The sequence below is a fragment of the Sulfurospirillum sp. SCADC genome (genome assembly GCF_000743525.1).
Classification (GTDB): Bacteria; Campylobacterota; Campylobacteria; order Campylobacterales; family Sulfurospirillaceae; genus Sulfurospirillum.
Genome location: NZ_JQGK01000001.1, coordinates 1 through 22,976, shown reverse-complemented (window position 1 = coordinate 22,976; position 22,976 = coordinate 1). Strand labels below are relative to the sequence as shown.

The window sequence follows — 22,976 nt, the reverse complement described above, 5'->3', positions numbered from 1 at the left end:
TTATATCTCCACATAGTTTTTTGATTGAAGGTCATAGACTGTATCACTAATCGCTCTCATCGCTTCCATGTCGTGAAAGATACCTATCATCGCCACACCCTCTGCTTTGATTTTTTGAAGTCTTTGTATCACTTTCATGGTATTGCTATGATCCAGTGATGCGGTTGGCTCATCGAGTAAAAGGACTGATTTTGGGGCGATTATCCCTTTGGCAATATTGACTCTTTGTTGTTCTCCGCCGCTAAATGTAAGAGGGGAGACATTAAAAAGCTCCTCTTTAATCCCTAGATACGAGAGCAACTCTTTAGCGACCTCTTTTGCTTTTCTTTCATCTTCCCCTTTGTCTATTAAAGGCGCAGCCACCACATCCACAGCACCAATTCGGGGCAATACTTTTAAAAATTGTGACACATAGCCAATCTCATTTTTTCGCAAATCCAGCATTGTGCTCTCATCACAAGTTGCGATATTGACACTTTTGCCATCTTCTTTCGTAAATATTATCTCTCCACCTGTTGTAGTATAAGTTCTAAAAAGGGCTTTTAAAATCGACGATTTTCCCATTCCACTTGGTCCATAAAGGGATAAAAATTCAGCTTTTTTCACTTCAAAATTGATGTGTTCATACCCTTGTATCTTGATGCCACCTCGTGTGTGCACCGTAAACTCTTTTGATAAATTTCTAACTTTTATTTTTTCCATAACCACTCCTACAATACACTTGAAACGAGCACTTGAGTATAGGGATGCTGCGGGTCTTCTAAAATTTGATCCGTTAGTCCATACTCAACTATTTTTCCATTTTTCATCACGATACAAATATCGGTGAGATGTTTTATCACCCCTAAATCGTGTGACACTATCACCATCGCAAAGCCTATCTCTTTTTGTAGCTCTTTGATAAGGTCTAGTATTTTTGCTTGAACCGACAAATCAAGTCCTGTGGTTGGTTCATCAAGAAGCAAAATCTTTGGATTGCTTGAGAGTGCTTTTGAGATTTGAATTCTTTGTTGCTGTCCCCCACTAAATCTATCTGGATAGTCATCGATTCTTTGAACGGGAATTTCAGTTTTTTCTAAAAAGTATAAAGCCCTATTTCGTATCTCTTCATATTTTTTTGTTCCACTCATGATGACTTTTTCAGCAATATTTCCACCGGCACTAAATTGATAGTTAAGTCCCAATCGTGGATTTTGATAAATCATCGACATTAACGCATCTCTTAGATATCCCAGCTCATTGGCATTGGCTTCAAGGACATTTTTGTATCCACCCATTGCATTGACAAATGTATCCATATGGATAATTCCTGAACTGGCTTTTTGGTCTTGATAGATAAGTTGTAAAAGGGTTGATTTTCCACTGCCACTCTCTCCAACAATACCCAAAATCTCACCTCTTTTAAGATGAAGATTGATACTGTTGACTGCTACCACACTGCCACAATGTGGGCAAATGGAGCTTTCAAACTCCGCACCTGTGCTTTCTAAACATCTATCGCAAAATCTACCATAGACTTTATTGACATTTTTAAGGTCCAGAATCATAGTTTCCCCTCTAACTTTTTGTCACAATATGCCGTGTCGTTGCAGTAGTATTTTACAGTTCCATCATCTGTATGCACTTCATCCATAAACACCCCACTAGCACCACATCGTGCACATTTTTTGTTCTCAAAACTCTCTACTTTAAACGCTCTGTCTTCAAATTTAAGGGGCTCTACTTTTGTATAAGGAGGAATTGCATAGATTTTTTTCTCTCTTCCTGCTCCTAAAAGAATCAAAGCTTTATTGTTATGGAGCTTTCTTGTGTCGTATTTAGGAATGGGGGAAGGATCCATAGCATATCTATCATGTACCATAACAGGGTATCTGTGACCTATTCTGCTATCTCCAAATTGGGCAGTATCTTCATACAAAAGTACCCACAGTTTCGCATAGTCACTGTTAGCGTGCATCACTTTTTGCTTAAAGCTATCGGCTTCAACATTGGTCAAAACTTCAGGATAGGGCACTTGCAAAACCAACGTTTGCCCCTCTTTAAGTGGCTCTTCTGGGATTCTGTGGCGACTTTGGATGATGGTCGCTTCTTGTGTATCTAAAGTTGTCGCATTATCCGTTACTGAAACGATAAAATTTCTAATATTAACCGCATTCACACTTCCATCACACCCTTGATCAATCACTTTTAAACAATCATCTTCATTGATAATGGACAATGTCACTTGCAACCCACCCGTTCCCCAACCTCGAGCAATGGGAAGTTCACGAGAGGCAAACGATACTTGATACCCAGGGATTGCTATCGCTTTGAGTGTTGCTCGTCGTATCTCTTTTTTTGCATCTTCATCTAAAAAACCGTATCTCATCTATTTTTTCTCCCCATCTTTAGCGTAATTCTTTGCATTTTCATAGACTTGTAAGTCTGCTTGAAATGTTACATAGTGGGGGAGTTTATAGTGATTGGTAAATCCTTGAGACTCAATACCGTCAATATGATGGACTATCATCTCAAAATTATCAGCTATGCCACCTTGCCCTATGGTGTGGGATTTGTTATAGAGTGTTGTATCCAAAATGCTCATACTAATAGCTTTTGTCTCATTGAACCCAAAACAACACCCAAACCCCGTAGTAAGTTTCGTACTTCCATCATTTTGCTTTTCAAAAGTAGCCGCTACTTCACATGCCGTCATATCAATCTCCCCGATTTTTACCTCATTTTTGGTCAATGGATGGGTAAATTTTACCTCACAGCTTCCTAGCCTAAGGTCTCCAATAGTAGGGTGAATATCCCCATATCCCCTCATGGAGGTATAAGCAAAGCCTAGCATACTTCCACTCTCACCCCTTGCCATCACTTGCATCACGGCACTTCTTGGATAGGGTGCTGAGGGGAAGACTCTTGTGATGTCGCTTATTGTTTTATCTTTTGGTAAAGTTTTGACCATATTTGCATCTCTTAGAGGTTTGAGTGCTGATTCTACAAAAATATCTTCATCTTTGTACTCATTCCACACGGTTTTGTTTAGTGTTTTTTTCAAAATGAGCTTCACTTCATAGTCATTTGAAGGTCCTAAAATTTGCCCACCTTTGATATCTTTAAAAGCAGAAGATATTCGTCTAGCCACTCTCATATCATCAGTGTAAATAGTTTTAGCAATCCCAGCTCTAGCACATGAACTTCTATGAGCTCTTAAGAAAAAAGAAGCATTAAGCAGGTCTCCACCAGATTTGAGTATCGCAAGACTTGCTAGTTTTTTCGAATATAAACTCCCCTCACTCATCACTCTATCAACCCCGTATCGCAGAGCATTTTCTACAAAAGAAGCCTCTATGTTTTGATGTGTTTGTATCGCCTCTTCATAAAATGCTAAAGAGTTTTTAATAGCCTCTTCACCACCTTTTATCGCTACATATCCCATGATAAACCCTCCACTTTGGTTGTACGGCTAAGTGCCAATACCTCACCACAACGATTGATAAAGAACACCTCAATTCCAAGGGGATAGTCACGATTCTTTTCCATTAAACGCTCTATAAACTCTGCCTTACAAGGTAAACTTATCTCTTTAGTTCCATCAATTCCAGGGCCACTTAAACGGTATCTATCCGCGTTAAAATCTTCACATTTAAAAATCAAAGTAGCACTAAAATCGGGACTCAGATAGTCTCCCTTTTTAGCTTCACCTATCAAAACCACATCAATCGTATCGCTGAAAATATAATCAGCCTCTTTTAAAGTAGTAGCCTTAGGATGTGTAATTGCTTCAACAAGTGTCATATCCTCATCGCCACTATAATAAAAAGAGACCTCACTGTACAAAAGGACATTCGCCACCGCCAAAAAGTGTGATGAAAATAGTTCTTGAATGTGTGTAATTTTCCCAGGCATTGAGAGGGCATCACTTAAACTTTTAAAATTTTGTCTATTGAGTTTTTCGATATCTAAAGTTTCCATGTTTACGCTCCTGCCATAAGGTCAAAATTGACCCTAGTGCTATTTACTTTTTGATTGAACTCTTTTTGAGCCTTTTGTATGTTGCGTAGTGTTTGGGTAGCCAGCTCTTCAATCTCTTCTTTGAAAATATCCCCACCAAAACATCCATCACAAACTGCGATATATAGGGATAGCTTGTCGTTGTCGTCTTGAACCATCGCCCATCCTTTGTGTGAACGGTCTGCTTTTGTGAGTTGGACAATTGTAGTTGTAACAAGTATCTCTCCACCATAAAATTCCCCTTTACTAATTGGCTCATAAATAGGCTGTAAAAGTGTTTGCTGCACGGGTGCTTGAAGCACTTTTATCTCTAGGCTATTTTTTATTGTGTTATATAACGCTTCAAGGGCTTTGAAATCAGCCTTTTGAAGGATAAAATTCAGATCTTCTCTTACCATTTTTCTTTCCTAAACTAATTTTTTTCTAAAGTATGATGAGACTTTAGAGATGATTGAAACCACTATAATGATGAGGAGTATAATGGTTCCTGTTTGTTGATACTCAAAAAGTTTTATACTCATAATCAATTCAAACCCAATCCCACCAGCGCCAACAAGTCCCATCGTTGTGGATGCTCTGACATTTCTATCGAGCATATAAAGATTGTAGCTATGAAACAATGGGACAATTTGTTTAAAATATCCATGGTATAAAATATGGAGTTTTGAAGAACCCGTAGAGTTGAGTGCCTCGATTGGTTTTTCATCGATACTCTCTATGGTTTCCGCATAAAACTTTGCTAAAAATCCTGTTACATGTAAAGCAATCGCCAAAACTCCAGCATATGGTCCAAGTCCAATAACGGAAACCAAAATAATCGCAAAAAGCAAATCAGGCATTGCGCGCAAAAAGTTAATAAACTCTGCTACAATAATCCTTATAGGTGCGGATACTTTTATATTTTTTGCCAATATAAATCCTAGAGGTAGGGAAAATCCTATTGCAATAACAGTCGCTGCAATAGCCATAGCTATGGTTTCAAGCATTAAAAAAGCGAACGCATTCACTCGTTTAAAATCAAGGGGGAAGAACCCTGTGATTGCTTCATAGAGCCTTGGTATTCCAGAGATCAGTGAAGCAAATTCAGCAGGACTATACATCATGGAAATAATCCCAAGGGCAATAAATGCAATCGCCACAAATGACTTTTTAAAATACTCTTTATTGTGTTTGCTTGAGTGAAGTATAATATCTCTTGCGTAGTTTGAAACTCTATCGATTAAGCTCAATATTACCAAGATACACATAAGCATAGCCGCCACTTTGTCATAGTTAAAGTACCGAAGCTCCCCATAAAGCTCCATCCCAATCCCACCAGCACCAACAAGCCCAAGCGCCATAGCAATTCGGATGTTGTGATCTAGCAAATAGAGTGTATGGTTGCTAATAAGCGGCAGTGCTTGTTCAAAAATGCCGTGACGAAGCATATAGGCATAACTGCTTCCTGTTGATTTGATAGCTTCTATGGGTTTCATATCGATACTCTCAAAACTCTCAATATAAAACTTTGTCAAAAGCCCAATAGTGGCAAAGACAATAGCCAGTATTCCAGCCAAACTCCCCACCGCTATAGAGACTACGAACATAAGGGCATAGACAATATCAGGGATAGAGCGTAAAATATTTGTGAGTTCGTTGATCAAAAAATAGACCATTGTATTGGGACTTAAATTTCTAGCACCCAAAAAACCAAGAGGCAAAGAGATAATCGTCCCAATAATGGTCCCCCAGACTCCCATGGCAACGGTTTCAAGCAAAAGTGCAACGATGGTGTCAAAGTTTTTAAAATTTGGTGGGAACATCTCTTTTATCAAATCTATACCGTATTGATACCCTTCTATTAAAGCGGTCATGCTTACTTGTGAAACCTGAAACGACCAAAGCGTTACCGAAAAAGCTATTATCCAAAGGATATATTCAACTTTTTTATTCATCACCAAACTCTTCATCATCTTCACTGGATTCTAAATCTCCATAAATAGAGGTCAAAATCTCATGAGTGAGCTCTTTGGGATGCCCATCAAAAATAAGTTTTCCATGAGCGAGCCCCACAACTCTATCGAAATATTTTTCACTAATGAGCTCTAATTGATGGATAACAGTGATGGTTGTTAAATGCTCTTTTTCATTAATTTTAGAAAATAATTTGAGTATTTTTTTTCCTGTTTTTATATCAAGATTTGCCGTTGGTTCATCGGCTAAAAGGATTTTTGGTTCTTGCATTAACGCTCTAGCAATGGCAACCCTTTGCTTTTGCCCGCCGCTTAGACTATCCACTCTTTCATCGTGTTTATCTTGAAGTTTTACAAACTCTAAAATATCTTTTGCTTTTTTCTTATCGTGTTTTTTGAAAAAACCAATACTTACCGCGACACTTTCAGCTAAATCTCTTTTTTTACCCAATGTACCCGTGAGAACATTGTGTAAAACGGTCGTTCGCTCTATGAGATTAAAGAGTTGATAGACCATTGCAACGTTAGCTCTTAACTCTTTGAGTTGTTTTTTACACGAGTAGTCTATTTTTTGACCATCGACGAATATCTCCCCACTATCGGGTGTGACAAATCCATTGATACTTCGCATCAATGTTGTTTTTCCAGAACCGCTTAGCCCTATAAAAGCGACTCTTTGCCCTTGTTTTATGGTTAAATTGATATGATCTAAAACCTTGTGTTCACCAAATGTTTTAGATAGATTTTGAATCTCTATTTTCATGTATATGCCTTTGTTTGAATGGGGTCTATTGAAAACGTAATAGACCCCATTGGAGAGTTTAAGAGTAGATTATTTTACTTCATCAATCACTTTTTTCATATCTTTGATGATGTCAAATTCTTTGTCATCCACTGTTTGGTAACCCGTGATTTTTCCATATCCCGTAACGATGTCTTTTGGAACTTTCACGATAGCTGCTTTGATTTTTTCTTTTGTTTTGCTATCTAAACTTCCTCTAAATGCCAAAGGGCTTCCTGGAAGTGGATCAGATTCCCAAATAATCACATTTTCTTTTGGATTGATTTTTCCACTCTCTACCATTTTTGGATAAGCGATGTCATTATCTGCAACAATATCCATAATTTTATTTTTGATAACCAATTCAGCGGCATCATGCGTTCCGACATACGCTACTTTTTTAAATGCTTTATTGGGGTCAATTCCCGCTTTGTGCATATAGTATCTAGGGGCTGCATATCCTGAAGTTGAAGCTACATCGGTAAATGCCATGAGGTATTTTGATTTTTGAGCAGAAATTTTCTCTTTAATTTGTTTCATACCCTCATGACCCTTTAGAGGCTCCTTGATATTTAAATCATTGGCAACCGTATCCGTTGCTACTAAGTATGATGTATAAGTGGTACTTCCTTTTGCATCCATACCAACTGCAAATGCTTCAGCACCAGCTCTCTGTGCCGCCATGGCATATGAAAACGGTCCAAACCAAGCAATATCAATTTTTTTTGCTTTCATCGCCTCAATAACGCCTGTATAATCGGTTGAAACTTTAAGCTCAATACACTGACCTATCTCTTTTTCAAGCCATTTTGCCATTGGGGTATATTGTTCTATCATCGCTTTTGGATCTTCTGCTGGAATAAGCCCAAATTTTAAACACTCACTTGCATTGGAGACGGTTACTGCCATCGCAGCTACTAAAGATATTTTGGCTAACATTTTTTTCATTTTTCATTTCCTTAATTTACTTTTAGTTATAATGAATTAGAGTTTTAAAACTCAACACAAAGCCATCTATCTAGGTAAATTTGCAGTTTTTGGATAGGTGGTACCTTTAATTTTCTACTGACAACTTTAGTTTTTTAAACTGTCACCTCCTTGGACTGATTAAAATCAATAGAAATTTTTACCATATCGCTTCTAAAGTAAGATTCGACATACTCAATAATCTCCCCACTTTTTTTATCAATTGAAGTACTTGCAATTTTTATAAGTGGAAGATTGTTTTGAATTTGCAGTAGTTGCATCGATTTTTCATCACTGGGTATTATTTCAAGTTCTGAATGATTTCTCATTGGCACTAGTTCATATTCTTCAAAAGTTTTTGTAAAAGAGGTTGTTGTAACTATTTTTAAATCAATATTTGGAGTTAAAGTTGTATTTAAATAGCTATAACCAAGAAGAATAGGAATCTCATCTACTATTCTGATAAGTGTAATTTTTAAGATACTTTGATTTTTGGCAATACCCATTTTTTTTACAATAAAATCATCTGGATCTATCGTCTGAATATCAAGTATCTTAATCTTAGGAGTTTTACCAAGTTTTAATATCTCTTTTGAAAAAATTGTATTTTCTGAAAGCCTGTACTCTATCTTCTCATCTACAACAAAATATCCACTTCCTTGTTTTGAAAAAATAAGACCTTCGTTTTTAAGTTTACAGATACCCTGTCTAACTGTAGTTCTTGTGAGATTAAACATTGTACAAAGTTTATTTTCAGAAGGTATTTTTTCATTCGGATTTAAATCATTTTTAATATGGTTTTTTAAATATTCATATATGATTTCATAATCAAATTTTTTTATCATTTGGTGTCCATTCAAGGTATATGTACAAGTTTATGATGTAATAGTACAAAAATATTGGTTACAATCTGGTTACACTTGTATAGACAAGTTTAATAATATTTAGTTATTATTTTCTTTTATATTTTAAATAATTAAAGGAAGATAATTTTTATGGCAAGAATTGAATATCTATCTGAGTCAGAAATAAAAAAGTTTGAAAAAGTGCCAGAGTTTTAGAATAATAAAGAAACTATTATTTTACACTACCTAGTTCAATTCATAAACAAGCTTTCACTTTTGGGAATGATCAATCATTTATATTTTCACATTAATCTTTGTGTGTTTCAAAGCTACTAATATATTTTTTGAATCGCCAATTCAACCCATAAGTGCAAAAAGTTCTAAAAAGTCGATAGAAAGGTTAAGTGAGAGGTAAATACGCTATCCTTTTATCGACAAAACAGAAGGAAAGGTATGCACTATAATGAAAGAAAGATACCAAAAGTAGCGAATAGCGGTTGAGAAGCAAACTTTCTGTGAAATATCAGCTTACAAAAAAATGGGCTATCCGCAAAGTCAAATAGTTGATCACATAATCACTCGTGATTTTAGGCTCAACCGTCCCTACTTTTTCATTGATCCATGCAATGTTGATTTTATGATGACCACCTGATTGGCTAGGACCTGCAAAGTCTGGAGAGTTACAAACGAAGATGTCTTTATCAGGCATCTCTTTGGGCACATCTCGTGCGATCACTTCCATATCATCCCCAATTAATGCCGATGCGCAGGTTTGATACACGGTCATTCGGTTAATCTGAGGATGCGCCTTAAACGCTTCAATGATATTTTTTTTCAGCAAATCACCGCCACCAAAGACGATATGCGACTCTTTAATATCAGTAGCGTAGGTGTATTTGAGCTGGAAGTTGTCATTGTCGCTGATGTAGCGTTTGGTGTGCCATGTGTCGTAGGTACATCCCACAGGACCATGACTCATATCATATGAATCGCATCTTTCATCGGAGTCCCAATAACATGTTTGGCACCACAATAAGCACATCCTCGCTCCGAAATGGTTCCGGGGATGGTCAGAAGATGACCTTCTGGAAGACATGAGGTCAGATCCTCACCTTCACCTTTCACAACCGCATGTGACTTTCGCTCTGGAATGCAGGTACTGCATTCAAATTCATGATGTGGCATAGCTGGTTTCTCCTTTTTAGTGTAGTCAATCATCCCCACACCAACTGCATGGAGTATTCCTGAGATTTAAAAAGGATAAAAGTGGCTATTGAAGGGCTTTTGAAGAACTCATTGGAAAAAAGAGGAGGGCTATTTTAACAAAATTGTAAAGGTAAGTATGTACAAAACGATGAAAATGTAAAGCTTACATGTAAAAGAGTTGGAGAGGTAAAAAGAAGAAAAAAGAGTAAACGCGTCTAAAACAGTTTACTCTTTAACGGATTCCAAATAGCATTTGTAAATGGCTTCGAGTTCGTCATCTTTGATTTTAAGATCTTTGTTGGTGGTAAGCACCGCCTCTTCCAAAATCTTGATACGTTTAAACATATAGATGAAAAGCTCTTTGTTGATGTCGGGAATTTTATTGTGTGCCATAGGGTTTTTGTCGCGCCCTTTGTCGATGATACGAGCAGGCAAACCCACCGCTGTCGAATCATCAGGGATGCTTTTGACGACCACAGAATTGGAACCGATACGGCAGTTTTCACCGATAGTAATATCGCCTAAGATTTTAGCACCTGAGCCAATAACCGTATGATTGCCAATGGTTGGATGACGTTTAACACCACGCTCTAAGCTGACGCCACCGAGTGTGACACCTTGGTAGATGAGTACATCATCTCCCACAATCGCCGTCTCGCCGATAACCACACCAAACGCATGGTCTAAAAAAACACGACGACCAATGGTGCAGGCAGGGTGAATATCAATGTTGGTAATAATCTGTGAAATGCCCATCAGTGCGCGCGCCAATACTTTAAAACCTTTTACATGTAACGCATGTGCGATGCGGTAATTAACCAGTGCCCAAACTCCTGGGTAGTTAAAAAAAAGCTCTACTTTAGAGTTGATGGCTGGGTCATGCAGAATCGGTTGGGAAAAATCTTCTTTAATTTTTTCCCACAAGGAGACAGAGTTCATTGCGAATTATCCTCATTGTTAATCGTTTTAAGATAGCCGTTGTCATTTAAGAAGAGGTAAATCTCACCTAAAATGTGTTTTTTCTCTTTTTCACTGATGATGTCAGACGCTTCAATGCGATCATTGAGATTTTCTTGAACCTCTTTGATGTCATAATCAAGGTCTTCTAAAATGTCACTAATGCTTTGCGACTCTAAGATATTTTCAATCGAATAGCCATCATCGTCGATAATAATAGTAGCTTCTGTTGGATGAGTAAAGAGGTTGTGTTTCATACCCAATACTTCTTGATAAGCCCCCACTAAGAAAAAGCCTAAGAAATAGTCACGGTTTTTAATATCCACATCGTGTAAAAAGAGTGGTGTTTCGGTATTAAACCCAATTTCACCATCGCTGTCGCAGGTGATGTCCCATAAAGAGGCTGAACGTGTTGGAACTTCATCCAAACGGTCGAGTGGCATCACAGGAAATGTCTGACCAATACCCCAAAAATCAGGCAAACTTTGGAAGAGGGAGAAGTTAACTAAGTAACGCTCTTGCACACGATCTTGAATGTCCAAAATCTCACTGAGTTTTTTATCGGCCACCAAACCAACCGCTTTTTTGATGATAAGATTGACCAAAATCTCCGTATTGGAGCGATCTTGAAGGTCAATGTAGCCCAAATCAAACAGTGTCAATAATGACTCCATATGATCAATACTATCGTGTAAAAATTCAAGCGCATTTTTGCGGTTCATCGTACCTAAAAGATCGTACAGCTCTTGCACAAGAGGAGGGTTGACCTCTTTGGGTCTAAGTTTTTGATCGGTGTACTCTTGCGAAAAAAGCTCCAAAACAGGCGCGATAAGCACGGCATGGTGTGCGGCAACAAAACGTCCAGATTCGATGAAAATATCCGGTTCATGAACCCCTTTTTGGGTTGCGATGTCTTTAAGCAGATAGACAACATCGTTGGCATACTCGCTTAAGGTATAGTTTTTATGCAGGGTGGTTTTGTGTTGGGAGTACTCAACTGCCAAACCGCCCCCTAAATTAATCGCTCGAAGATGCGTCGCGCCCATACGACAGAGTTCCGCGTAAATATTTCCCGCTTCACGAAGTGCTTTTTTCAAAGGGGCAATGTCGGTGATTTGGGAACCGATATGAAAATGAATCATCGTAAATTTTTCAAGCAAATTGGCATCACGCAGCATATTGACCGCTTCTAAAAGCTCAGTAGACGTCAACCCAAACTTGGAGTTAATACCACCACTCTTCGCCCAAATACCAATACCTGAGCTGTGAAGACGAATGCGTAGACCAATATTAGGCACACAGCCAAAACGATCTTTGGCAATGGAGATGATGCTCTCAAGCTCATTGAGTCCTTCAATGGTAAGCGTGATGTTATGCCCCATCTCTGCGGCAATAAACCCTAATGAGATCATCTCATTGTCTTTAAAGCCATTCACGGTGATCGGAGCATCCGGATTGTTGTACGCCATCGCTAAAATCAGCTCCGCTTTACTACCAGCTTCTAGACCATAGTGATACTTTTGCCCTAAGGTGACAAGGTTTTTAACAAAATTGGGAAATTGATTGACTTTAAGTGGGTAAACCGCACTAAAATTACCTTCATATCCAAACTCTTTTTTTGCATCAGCAAAACTTTTGTAAATCATACGGATCTGTTTTTGAATCAGATGTGGGAATCGAAGTAAAATAGGACCACGGATACCATCGCGTCGTATCTCTTGAATGATCTCTATCAAAGAAGGCTCACAGCCCGTGTTCACTTTTACCTTACCATCTTCGATAAAAAAGTTATCGTTTCCCCATGTTTTAATTCCGTAGTCCAATGTTTTGCTCCTTAAAAATGTGCCATATTGATAATTTTTTCTTCTTTACTCTCAAGATCTTTGATCCAAACACTCTGCTTCGCAAGCTCGTCTTCACCGATACATACACAAAATTTTACATACAATTTATCAGCCGCTTTAAGATGATTTTGGAGTGACTTTGACGCATACGAGGTTAAAACTTTCTCGGTTTTACGTTTTTCATCGACCAGTTTAAAGACGATCTCTTTCGCCTCATCACACAACGCTGCGATATAATAGCCCTCGCGTCTTGTTTCTGGCATCTTGACCAGTTCCATCAATCGCTCAATGCCCATCGCAAAGCCAACAGCAGGCGTTGCCTTGCCATCTAAAAATTCCACCAAACGGTCATATCGTCCGCCACCAGCGATGGCACTTTGCGCACCAATTTCATTGCTGACAAACTCAAACGCCGTTTTGGAATAATAATCAAGCCCACGAACCAACTTGGGATTGACCACATACGCCACATCAAACTGATCTAAAATATGTTTTAATGTTGTAAAATCCTCTTTACATGTAACGCATAAATGGTCAATAATCAAAGGTGCATCCGCAAGCAACACTTTGCAGTGTTCATTTTTACAATCGAGCACGCGAATTGGATTGGTCAGTTTTCGTCTTTCACAATCTTCACATAACCCTTCACGCGTCTCTAAAAATTTCACCAATGTCGTGCGGTACTGCGGCATACACGCAGGGCAACCCAAAGAGTTAATTTCCAGCGTAAACCCAATACCAAGTGCCTCAAACATCGCTTTAAGCATCAAAATAATCGTTGCATCTTCTCTGACGTCGCTTTCGCCAAAACTCTCCGCACCAAACTGGTGAAATTGCCTCAAACGACCTTTTTGCGGTCTTTCATAACGAAACATCGGTCCATGGTAAAAGAAGCGTTTTTTTTCACCCGCTTTGTCGTATTTTTGTTGAATAAACGCTCTTACAACACCCGCAGTGCCTTCAGGACGTAAACAGACATCGTTTTCACCTTTGTCGATGAACTGGTACATCTCTTTACCAACAATGTCACTGCTCTCACCCACACTGCGTTTAAAAAGTGCGGTCTCTTCTAAAATAGGCGTCTCCACAAATGAAAAGCCATACTGTTCCGCAATACGTGAACAGGTTTTAATCATGTAGACATAGGTTTCACTCTGTGGAGAGAGGGTATCTTTCATTCCACGCAAAGCATTAATCATTTAAAAAATCCTCAATCTGTTTATAAATCGTTTCAATTTCGTGTGAAGCATCGACTTCCAAGACCTGAATCGGCAAGGTTTTAACAACGCGACGCATTATATCTTGAATCCGTAACAAATAGCTTACACCGCGCGCTTCAATCGCATCGTGCTCTTTTGTGCCCATCCGTTCTCTCATCAGTGCTCCATGGGTAAGGAACAGTACGATTTTTTCAGGGTAAGACTCTTGCAATGCCAAACGGTTCATCGCAAGCAATAACTCGCCATCCACCTCTTCATGATTGGCACACGCATACGCAATGCCCGATAAAAAGCCACGATCGCTGATGACCAAATGCTCATTGCGTGCAGGTTTGACAACATGGTCATAATGCAGTGCTCGATCGGCTAAAAACAAAAAAAGCTCCGCGTTAAACGAACTTTTCAGCGCTCCACCCAATAACATTTCACGAAAGTGCAAACCCGTTGGCGTTCCACCAGGCTCTTTGGTCGCTAAAACAGTTTTTTTTCTTTGTGCAAAAAGTGCCACTTGGGTACTTTTGCCCGTTGTATCAATGCCTTCAAAAATCACATACATGTAAATCTACTTTGTAAATAAGGTAAAACCATAGGAGGTACTAAATGTGCCACATTTCCGCCGTGTTTGGCGATGGAGCGTACCACAGAGGAGCTAATAAACGCATTTTTAAGACTGGGCATCAAATAAACCGTCTCAATTTCGCTCCACAACGAGGCATTGGCATAGCCCATTTGGAGCTCGAACTCAAAATCACTCACAGCACGCAATCCTCGTATCATCACGCGAATATCTTTCTCTTTTGAAAAACTGACCAAAAGGTTATCAAAGGGCTCCACTTCCACACCTTGCATATCTTTAATGGCAGCTTGCACCATCTCAACACGCGTAGTGATGTCAAAAACGGGGCGTTTTTCTTCGGAGAGTGCCACGGCAACCAAGACTTTGTCGAAAAGCTTTTGCGCACGTTTAATGACATCCATATGTCCATTGGTGATAGGATCAAAGGTTCCTGGGTAAATCGCGACTCTCATGCTCCCTCCCAACGTTGAAACAGGTTGTGTTCAATCCCTAAAAGATCAAACCATTTGCCAATCAAAAAATTTTCCATCGCTTCTAGGCTGGAAGCCTTGGCATAATACCCAAGCACAGGAGGTGCAATATGTATGCCAAGCATGGAGAGTTTGAGCATATTTTCCAAAGCAATCGCGGAAAAAGGCATTTCGCGAGGAGCCAAAAGAAGAGGGCGCTTCTCTTTGATCATCACTGAAGCGGTACGCGTAAGAAGATTGTCTGCAATACCATGGGTAATTTTAGCCAGTGTATTCATACTGCATGGAATAATCGCCATAGCGTCTGTTTTAAAGGAGCCTGACGCCGTAATGGCTCCAATGTTCTCATCATCCAGTAAAAAGGTATTGGACTCTTTTGCGAGAACGATTTTGGCATGATCGGAGACAATAACGTACTTTTCAATCTCACTCGGAAGTGCCTTAATGAAGGAGAGTCCAAGTTCCACACCACTCGCACCGCTAATGCCAACAATAATGCGTTTCATTCGAGGATAATCGCTTCATGGTGCGATAGAATTTTTGCATTCAACATTTTGCCTTGTTCTGTTTTGATTTTGACAACATCTCCGATATTGCCATCTTCCAAAAGGGTGGCTTGGACTTCGATGACCAAACCTTCTTCTTTGAGAAGTGCTTTTATGCTTGATTTTTTACTCAGCATTTTTTTAATATCCACATGAAAATCCGTCAAGATTTGCCCCTCTTTCACGCCATTTTTGATCATGGCATTGTGAGGTATTTCATGGGTAATCACACGGTTTGGAAGGGCATCTAAACTCTCCCAAACACTCTCGTAGTCATCGTTTGTGAGGATTTTACCGTTAAGCAAATTATGTTTTGCTTTAAACACCATCACTTTTGCATTCATCTCATACGCAAAATAGAGCTTTTTGTTCCGATCACCTACTTTAAAAACAGCCACAAAAGAGCCACTGTTTTTCTTAAGCATCGCATCTGAAATTACAATATCAATCAGTTCATAACGTTGAAAATCGGCAGGTAAAGAGGTTTTAATGGAGATACGCGGTTTTTCATCAATCATCACCAAAGGAGAGGCTTCTTGAAATTTTTTTAAAAAGAGTTTGATCATGGCATCTGCTTTACCCATCAAAGAACAATTGCGTCTAAAAATCACCACACCATCACTGCTATCGATGATAGTGACATTGTGATCACTAAAAGCAGCACGCAAGGTACTAGTAGGAACGGTGTATTGCACGCGTTCTTTGGGAATGGTGAGGATAATAGGATCATCACTGCTTTGATAGCCAAAGAAAGAGGCTCTAAGCGTATCTTCTTCAATGCAATAAGTTTTATCAATATAAAGAGGTTGTGAAAAAAGGGAGGTGAAAAAAAGAAGTAGGATTAAAATGGAGCGGGAAACGAGGTTCGAACTCGCGACCCCGACCTTGGCAAGGTCGTGCTCTACCACTGAGCTATTCCCGCAAAACGGACGGAATTCTACCAAAAAAAACCCTTTGTGTCAATCTATTGTGACAATAATTGTAGCACAAATAGATTTTAAAGGGCTTAGAAGAGCTTTTTATACCTTGAAAATCGTAATTTCTTGCTCCAATTCAGCGGTCGAGAGATTTAAACTGCTGGAAACACTCATCAATTCATCGGCAATTTTTTTATTTTCGTGCGCCAGTCCTGTTGCTTCTTCGACCCCTTGCGTCAGGTTGTCGATCTCTTTGGTGATACTTAACGTTTTTTCATAGGCAATATTCGTGATTTCTAAGCTTTTGGCTGTTTTTTCTTTGGTTTCATTGGCCAAAGTCGAAATCTTGATAGCATTTTCGTTCAAATCAACCACTTTTTGACTGTTCTCTTTGATATTATCGCTTGCATTTGAGACACTTTGAACCACCACACTGATCGTCACATCGATCTCTGAGAGTGATTTTTGGGTTCGCTCTGCTAACTTTCGCACTTCATCGGCAACGACCGCAAAGCCACGTCCATGTTCACCTGCTCTGGCTGCTTCAATGGCGGCATTGAGGGCGAGTAAATTGGTCTGATCGGCTATATCTTTGATCATCTCCAACACGGAGCGGATTTGGCGTGTCTGTTCGGAGAGGTCGTGCATTTGGGTTGAGATATGTTGTTCATCTTGGCTCACTTGATTAATGCTCTCAACAATCGTATCAAGGGTCTCAATCATTTGGTCCAACATCGCATAATCCTCTTTCATATACGCAGCAGAGGTTTCAGAGATGTCGCGAGATTCTTGCAACTCTTGATTGATGTGTGACGTCAATTTTTTAACATTATCCACAATACGGTCTTGATTTTGAGCAACACTGGTGATGGTCTGCGCAAACGTTTGCATACTTTTATTGGTTTGAGAATTGGCTGTCATCGTCTTTTTTGCTTTAATAAGTGCTTGTTGAAGCGTAAAAAGAAGGGTATTGAGGTTTTCACTGATATGACCTATCTCATCTTTGTTTGAAATCTCGATAGGACGATTGAGTGCCAAATCTTTGGTAATGTCTGAGAGATGATCCCCTATACGGGCAATGCGCTTGACAATGTAGCGCGTAATAGAGAGTAAAAGCGTGGAGGTAATCACTAAAACAAGCGAAGAGATCACGATGACCAAATAGAGATTGCTATTGAGTTTTCTGCCAATTTGCAGGTTAATATCTTTAACTCTTTGCCTTGTAAAGTGTGAGATATTATCAAAACGTTGGGAAATATACTTACAATCTGTCTCGATTTCAACTGCCATATCACCGATGTCTTCACGATTGTCTTTGATATAAAGTTCATGAATGCGTTTAAGATTAGGAGCGATTTTTTGGTTATAGCGTTCATACGCTTCGTGAAGATTCTGTTTTAGAGTGGGTTCCGCATAAAAATCACTCACGAGTGCTTTTTCAAAAAACGCATTGAGCTCTTTTTCAATCATAGGAATATGATCTTTTGCCTGACCTGTAGGTAAGAACTCGCTGGTCACATGAATGAGATCGTTTAAAATCATCTCGAACGTCGTGTGCGCAAGCGCAATTTCACTATCAGGAATCACATTTTTTTCGTAAATCGTTTCCAGTGAATTTTTGCCAATAAGACTGGAGTTGATACTGATATACGAGAGAATTATCAAACCAAGAACCGTGACAATTGAGATAAAAAGAAGCTTCGTCGAAATCTTTATTTCGTTAAACATTACACACCTTTACCAAAACACTTGCAAATTTTATGTAGCAATAGTATCCAAAAAAGATTCACAAGGTCAAGTTTTTTAAACTCATGAACTATAAGCAATATTTAATCGTAACAGATCCTTCTAAAATACTAAAATACGCATCGGTGCATTTTCCCCAACGTGGTCAATACTTTCGTCACTGATCCATAACGCATTGCTCTGAACAAGGGGTTTTACCATGCCTGAGCCGTATTTGTTCGCACCAAAGACATGAAATTTTCCATCTATGACAGATCCTAAAACAAGGTTGACACGACCTGATTTTACCTTGAAAGACTCCGCATTGTGTACATCAATGGGTTCAAAGTTAAACTTTTTTTGACCTTGTAACTTTTTAAGCACAGGAATTAAAAACAAAAAGGCGTTCACGTACGCTGCTAGAGGATTTCCAGGCATAGACGCTACAATCGTTTCGCCCATCTTACCCATCATTGTGGGTTTACCGGGTTTAATGTTGATGCCATGAAACGAAGCTTTAAAGCCATTTTTCAAAAGAGCGCGCTCCACAAAATCCGCTTCGCCTCTGCTCACACCGCCACTGGTCACAAGCACATCGTACTGTTTCATCCGCGCAAAGTACTCTGTTGCCGCTTCTAAATGATCGGGAATAACACCACAGTAATGCGCACCAAAGCCGTGTTCTGCCAAAAGTGCGACCAAAGAGAGCGCATTAATGTCATAAATTTCATCTTCAGTGGCATTTTCCCAAGGCGATTTGAGCTCATCGCCCGTTGAAAAAACGGCAATGGAGAGCTTTTTATACACATCAACCATATTGATACCTTGCGATGCGAGGAGGGCAATATCACGTGACGTTAAGCAGGTTCCTTCGCTGAGCAAAGAAGCGCCCACACGCTCTTCTTCACCTTTGAGACGAAGCGCATTGCCTTGTTTTATGCTGGGAGAGATAACAATTTTCTGCTCATCATACAAAAGGCACTCTTCAAAAGGGATGATCGTATCGGCATCGCTTGGGACTTTTGCTCCCGTCATGATTTTATAGCACTCCTTAGCATCCAAACATGGCTCAACGACACTGCCTGCCAAAATCGTTGTTTTAATCGCAAGTTCGCTTAAGCCTTCTTGGTATTTGAACGCAAAACCATCTAAGGCAGCGTTATTGTAGGAGGGGAGATTTTTCTTACATGTAATCTCACACGCGAGCGTACGACCAAGCGCTTCAAAGACACTCACCCATTCGTGATGGGGTTTAGAAGATGCAAGCCCAAGGCTGAGCGCGATCGCCTCATCAAAACTAACGGTGTGCTCATTGCCCATGGGTTACTCCTCAAGCCTTTCGATGTGTGCACCGAGTTTGGAGAATTTACCTTCTAAGTCTTCATACCCACGATCAAGGTGATAAATTCTGTGAATTTTGGTCGTTCCATCCGCCACGAGTGCCGCTAAAATAAGCGCGGAACTTGCTCTAAGGTCAGTTGCCATCACATCGGCAGCATTAAGCTTGGCTTTTCCCTCAACCGTTGCGCTATGACCTTTGAGTTTGATGTTTGCACCCATACGTGAAAGCTCACTGACGTGCATAAAACGGTTTTCAAACAGACGCTCATCGATGATGCTCGTTCCTTTTGCTTGGGTACACAGTGCCATAAATTGCGCTTGAAGATCGGTGGGAAAGCCTGGGTATTCGGAAGTTTCAATGTCAGAAGGGGTGATTTTTTCCGCAGGATGAAGGGTGAGCGTATCGTCTTTTTCATCGATTTTAAAGCCCATTTGTTCTAATTTTAAGATCACAGCGTCGAGATGTCGTGGATTGACATGTTTAAGGGTAATTTTTGACTTCGTAATCGCACCTGCACACAAATAGGTTCCCGCCTCAATGCGATCAGGAATGACGCTAAAATCAGGAATATTTAAGAGTTCGCCACCGCTACCTTTGATGATCAGTTTTGAAGTACCAATACCTTCGATGCTCACCCCAGCTTCGGCTAAGACTTCGCACACTTGAACCACTTCGGGCTCTTTGGCGACATTGACAAGTGTGGTCGTTCCATGCGCAAGTGCTGCCGCCATAATGATATTTTCACTGCCTGTGACGGTGACTTTATCGAAAATGATCGTAGCACCTTTAAGCCCTTTCGGTGCTTTGGCTAAAACATACCCTTGCTTGATCTCGATCTCCGCACCCATTTGCTCCAACGCTTTTAAGTGCAGATCAATCGGTCGCTGACCAATGGCACAACCTCCAGGCAAGGAGACTTCGCAGTGTCCAAAACGTGCTAAAAGCGGCCCAAGTGTCAAGATGGAAGCGCGCATTTTACGCACGATGTCATAGTTTGCACATGCCGAATTGACTGTTGTAGCATTGACTTCTACCACATTTTTATCGTTACATGTAAAGCTTGCACCTAGGTTTGTCAGCAGCTGTAAGAGTGTTTTGACATCAGCAACTTGAGGCATATTTGAAATCGTAATCGTTCGTTTTGAGAGGAGGGTTAACGCTAAAAGGGGTAGTGCGGCATTTTTGGCTCCTGAAATCAGAACCGTTCCGCTCAGCTTTTGTTTCCCTTTGATCGCTAAATAATACATCATTACTCTGTTCCTTTTTAAATGTTATAGTATTGTAGTTAAAAAATGATTAAATTTTCTATGAATTTGGGTAGAATTTAAATTACTATGATTGTGAGGAATTTGGATGCTTTTAGAACAGTTTTTGCATGAAACGCGCTATCTTTCTATCGCTCATCTCTATTTTGACGAAGAAAAACTCACCATTTTGAGTCGCGCCAAAAAAGAACATGCTGCATTTCAATCGTTTGATCTTGCAAAAGATCTCAAAACAGTTCCTATGGCAGACATCCTTTTTATCGAAATAGGTGAAAGTAGTAAAGACAAACTCAAACTTCTGGTCAGTCTTTTTGCCAAACATAAACCGATTATCGCCTATCTTTTTGCTGACGATGTGGAAAACAGACTTCTGTTAAAATTTGCACTGCACTTTGGCATCACCGATGTTTTACCGCTTAAAAATGAAGAAAATCTCCTCTTTTCCATCTTCTCAAAAAATGCCAATAAACTCGATGACAAACTTTATACCTTCCAAAAAATCGAACTGGAAAAAAAGATAGAGCACTTTTTTCCTTTTCTCGTTTTTCAAGGCGAAACGCTCACCTACGCCAATGCCAAAGCGAAAATGCTCTATGAAACCAATGATCTTGCCGCCCTTCAAGTCAAACTAAACCGCGACGAAGAGCTCTGTGAAGCGCTTAAAGGGGATGAAGATGCGCAAGGAAGCATTGTCATCGAAACCGCATCGGCTGAAAAAGAGGTTTATCTGTGCGTCATCAAATCGTTTCCTCAAAGCCGTGAGAAGATCGTAACGCTCATCAATTATGATCCTGAAAGTGAGACCAAGAATTGCTCGTCCATTTTAAACCGTTTTGATTTTGTCGACAAACTCAAAGACCGTTTGGCGCAACAAAGTGTGACAAAAGCGCCTATTTCTCTCGTTTTTATCAACATCTCAAACCTTGATAAACTGAGCAAAACCTTCACGAGCACCACACTGTATGATGCGTTTAAAAACTTGATGCTCAAACTGTTTCAACTTAAAGAAGAAGACCAAGAGGTCATCCAATGGAGCCCCAATCTTTACATTTTGATGGGAGAAGATCGAAGTTTTGAACATGCGTGCGAACAGACCAAACACCTGCAACAAGAGCTGATTCACGCGACTATCAATGAAAAAATCACGCCGATTATTCTCACGTCCGCGTTTCATGTCGAATCGGACGATCTCAACGTTGTCATCGACTATATCGAGAAAATCAACACCAAAACGCTTCTGCCACACGACATTGAAAAGATCAAATACTTTGAGTTAGACTACCTTGATAATGTCATCGAAGAGCAAGAGCAGATCACGTACTTGATGCACAACTGTGTCAATAACAAAATTCCGATCAAACTGCTCAATATCTACAAAGGTCTCTGCATCAACACCACGTCGTTCATTCAAAAAATGGCGGAAGACAGCTATCAGATGAGTTGCGAAAACCTCCAAGGTTACGCGATGCAGATCGAAAAAGAGACGGTTTTACAAGCGCCCAATTTTCCCAAAGACATCAAAGCAGAGGTTTCGCTCGTTGACATTAAACGCTCGTTTGCGGTCATTAAAAATCTCTCGTTTATGCCAAGCAGTGCCAATAGCAGACAACACACGCGCGTTCAAACCAGCATCCGAACTCCTGTGCTCATCAAATACGCCCAACGCTCATCTGCCCAAGGCGACATTCTCGACATTTCAGTTACTTCGATTGCGATGAAAGTCGGCAAATCGTTCCGCGAAGAGGAGATGCTCAACCAAAAAGTCCGCCTCAACTTTTCGCTTCCCAACGAAGAAGGCGAAAATGGCTACGTCATCATGGACATCGAGGCAAAAGTTACCTACATTTCACAAAAAGACGACACCACAAAAATCGTCGTCATGCTCGGGAATCTCCCAAAACCTTACGATGACTATCTACTTCGCTACATGTACAACCGCCAAAAAGAGCTCATTTTCGAGATCAAAAAAGCGACGAAAGCGTATAATTAGCCTTTACATGTAAAAGATATTTTTCGGATAATTGCATTTATTGATTGTATTGGCAAATATTCCTTAGGATTGTTTACTGCCCGCATCGACATAATCTGCCGAATTTTCACCCAATACTGCTTTCAATATTTGTGTGACTTCTGAAACCGCTTGTTGTTTTGCGGAAGACTTTGCGATTTGTTCTTTGATATAGTTTGCATTTGCCATACTCTATTTCTCCTGTGTGGTGGTGTTGGTTTGTTGATTTTCTAAAAGTACTTTGCCGTAATCCAATACTAGTGGACGTTGCGCATATTTTGATGGTTTAGAGCCAAAGCGGGTATCGTATCCACCTACTAGTGTATAATTACAATAACTCAAACTGCTAGTTAAACA

General features: G+C 39.8%; 24 protein-coding genes and 1 tRNA gene. 1 reads left to right on the top strand and 24 read right to left on the bottom strand.

Going from position 1 to position 22,976, the window contains the following annotated elements; genetic code table 11:
• The 23 genes from phnL to murA all read right to left on the bottom strand — a co-directional run bounded on the left by phnL (position 1) and on the right by murA (position 20,596).
• Positions 1–702: a phosphonate C-P lyase system protein PhnL gene (gene phnL, locus JU57_RS00115; RefSeq protein WP_037955364.1), complete on the bottom strand. Its 702-nt coding sequence runs from the start codon at positions 700–702 to the stop codon at positions 1–3.
• Between the two features lie 8 nt (positions 703–710).
• On the bottom strand, positions 711–1,547 hold the full coding sequence (locus tag JU57_RS00110) for an ATP-binding cassette domain-containing protein (protein ID WP_037955361.1): 837 nt from the start codon (positions 1,545–1,547) through the stop codon (positions 711–713).
• Positions 1,544–2,368 carry an alpha-D-ribose 1-methylphosphonate 5-phosphate C-P-lyase PhnJ gene (locus tag JU57_RS00105; protein ID WP_037955357.1) on the bottom strand — a complete coding sequence of 275 codons (825 nt, stop codon included), beginning with the start codon at positions 2,366–2,368 and terminating at the stop codon, positions 1,544–1,546. The genes JU57_RS00110 and JU57_RS00105 overlap by 4 nt, the downstream gene beginning before the upstream one ends.
• A complete protein-coding gene (locus JU57_RS00100; protein ID WP_037955355.1) occupies positions 2,369–3,424 on the bottom strand; it encodes a carbon-phosphorus lyase complex subunit PhnI in 1,056 nt (351 codons plus the stop codon).
• Positions 3,412–3,960, bottom strand: coding sequence for a phosphonate C-P lyase system protein PhnH (phnH, locus tag JU57_RS00095; protein WP_037955354.1), 549 nt, complete (start codon positions 3,958–3,960; stop codon positions 3,412–3,414). Before phnH ends, JU57_RS00100 begins: the two co-directional genes overlap by 13 nt.
• Positions 3,961–3,962: 2 nt before the next feature.
• Entirely contained in the window at positions 3,963–4,397 is a 435-nt protein-coding gene (locus tag JU57_RS00090; protein WP_037955351.1) for a phosphonate C-P lyase system protein PhnG, read from the bottom strand.
• 9 nt (positions 4,398–4,406) lie between these two features.
• Entirely contained in the window at positions 4,407–5,933 is a 1,527-nt protein-coding gene (phnE, locus tag JU57_RS00085; protein ID WP_037955348.1) for a phosphonate ABC transporter, permease protein PhnE, read from the bottom strand.
• Positions 5,926–6,714, bottom strand: coding sequence for a phosphonate ABC transporter ATP-binding protein (gene phnC / locus JU57_RS00080; protein WP_037955345.1), 789 nt, complete (start codon positions 6,712–6,714; stop codon positions 5,926–5,928). Before phnC ends, phnE begins: the two co-directional genes overlap by 8 nt.
• A gap of 69 nt (positions 6,715–6,783) precedes the next feature.
• Positions 6,784–7,680, bottom strand: coding sequence for a phosphate/phosphite/phosphonate ABC transporter substrate-binding protein (gene phnD / locus JU57_RS00075; RefSeq protein ID WP_037955343.1), 897 nt, complete (start codon positions 7,678–7,680; stop codon positions 6,784–6,786).
• Between the two features lie 134 nt (positions 7,681–7,814).
• Positions 7,815–8,543, bottom strand: coding sequence for a GntR family transcriptional regulator (locus tag JU57_RS00070; RefSeq protein WP_037955341.1), 729 nt, complete (start codon positions 8,541–8,543; stop codon positions 7,815–7,817).
• Positions 8,544–9,066: 523 nt separating this feature from the next.
• Complete coding sequence (locus tag JU57_RS13895; RefSeq protein WP_294874775.1) at positions 9,067–9,522, bottom strand: nitrogenase component 1; 456 nt, start codon at positions 9,520–9,522, stop codon at positions 9,067–9,069.
• Positions 9,519–9,728, bottom strand: coding sequence for a hypothetical protein (locus JU57_RS13890; RefSeq protein ID WP_294874772.1), 210 nt, complete (start codon positions 9,726–9,728; stop codon positions 9,519–9,521). Before JU57_RS13890 ends, JU57_RS13895 begins: the two co-directional genes overlap by 4 nt.
• Positions 9,729–9,974: 246 nt before the next feature.
• A complete protein-coding gene (gene cysE, locus JU57_RS00060; RefSeq protein ID WP_037955338.1) occupies positions 9,975–10,688 on the bottom strand; it encodes a serine O-acetyltransferase in 714 nt (237 codons plus the stop codon).
• The gene (gene speA, locus JU57_RS00055; RefSeq protein ID WP_037955336.1) at positions 10,685–12,529 is read right to left on the bottom strand and encodes a biosynthetic arginine decarboxylase; all 1,845 of its coding nucleotides are present in this window, start codon (positions 12,527–12,529) and stop codon (positions 10,685–10,687) included. The genes cysE and speA overlap by 4 nt, the downstream gene beginning before the upstream one ends.
• Positions 12,530–12,540: 11 nt before the next feature.
• A complete protein-coding gene (gene hisS / locus JU57_RS00050; RefSeq protein ID WP_037955332.1) occupies positions 12,541–13,749 on the bottom strand; it encodes a histidine--tRNA ligase in 1,209 nt (402 codons plus the stop codon).
• A complete protein-coding gene (tmk, locus tag JU57_RS00045) occupies positions 13,742–14,326 on the bottom strand; it encodes a dTMP kinase (protein ID WP_037955330.1) in 585 nt (194 codons plus the stop codon). The genes hisS and tmk overlap by 8 nt, the downstream gene beginning before the upstream one ends.
• Positions 14,317–14,799 carry a pantetheine-phosphate adenylyltransferase gene (coaD, locus tag JU57_RS00040; RefSeq protein ID WP_037955328.1) on the bottom strand — a complete coding sequence of 161 codons (483 nt, stop codon included), beginning with the start codon at positions 14,797–14,799 and terminating at the stop codon, positions 14,317–14,319. Before coaD ends, tmk begins: the two co-directional genes overlap by 10 nt.
• Positions 14,796–15,323 (bottom strand): UbiX family flavin prenyltransferase, encoded by a 528-nt coding sequence (locus tag JU57_RS00035; RefSeq protein WP_037955326.1) that lies wholly within the window; start codon positions 15,321–15,323, stop codon positions 14,796–14,798. The genes coaD and JU57_RS00035 overlap by 4 nt, the downstream gene beginning before the upstream one ends.
• Complete coding sequence (gene flgA / locus JU57_RS13885) at positions 15,320–16,057, bottom strand: flagellar basal body P-ring formation chaperone FlgA (protein ID WP_294874762.1); 738 nt, start codon at positions 16,055–16,057, stop codon at positions 15,320–15,322. The genes JU57_RS00035 and flgA overlap by 4 nt, the downstream gene beginning before the upstream one ends.
• Before the next feature lie 152 nt (positions 16,058–16,209).
• Positions 16,210–16,284 (bottom strand) — tRNA-Gly (locus tag JU57_RS00025).
• Between the two features lie 97 nt (positions 16,285–16,381).
• Positions 16,382–18,007 carry a methyl-accepting chemotaxis protein gene (locus JU57_RS00020; protein WP_037955322.1) on the bottom strand — a complete coding sequence of 542 codons (1,626 nt, stop codon included), beginning with the start codon at positions 18,005–18,007 and terminating at the stop codon, positions 16,382–16,384.
• 120 nt (positions 18,008–18,127) lie between these two features.
• Positions 18,128–19,324, bottom strand: coding sequence for a molybdopterin molybdotransferase MoeA (locus tag JU57_RS00015; protein WP_037955319.1), 1,197 nt, complete (start codon positions 19,322–19,324; stop codon positions 18,128–18,130).
• Between the two features lie 3 nt (positions 19,325–19,327).
• On the bottom strand, positions 19,328–20,596 hold the full coding sequence (gene murA / locus JU57_RS00010) for a UDP-N-acetylglucosamine 1-carboxyvinyltransferase (RefSeq protein WP_037955316.1): 1,269 nt from the start codon (positions 20,594–20,596) through the stop codon (positions 19,328–19,330).
• A gap of 103 nt (positions 20,597–20,699) precedes the next feature.
• On the opposite strand from murA, the gene JU57_RS00005 reads away from it, so the two are divergent.
• The gene (locus tag JU57_RS00005; protein WP_037955312.1) at positions 20,700–22,601 is read left to right on the top strand and encodes a PilZ domain-containing protein; all 1,902 of its coding nucleotides are present in this window, start codon (positions 20,700–20,702) and stop codon (positions 22,599–22,601) included.
• A 63-nt stretch (positions 22,602–22,664) separates the two neighbouring features.
• Here the strand turns inward: JU57_RS00005 and JU57_RS13880 are convergent, their stop codons facing one another.
• Positions 22,665–22,808, bottom strand: a complete 144-nt coding sequence (locus tag JU57_RS13880) for a hypothetical protein (RefSeq protein WP_294874751.1) — start codon at positions 22,806–22,808, stop codon at positions 22,665–22,667.
• Positions 22,809–22,976: the final 168 nt, after the last annotated feature.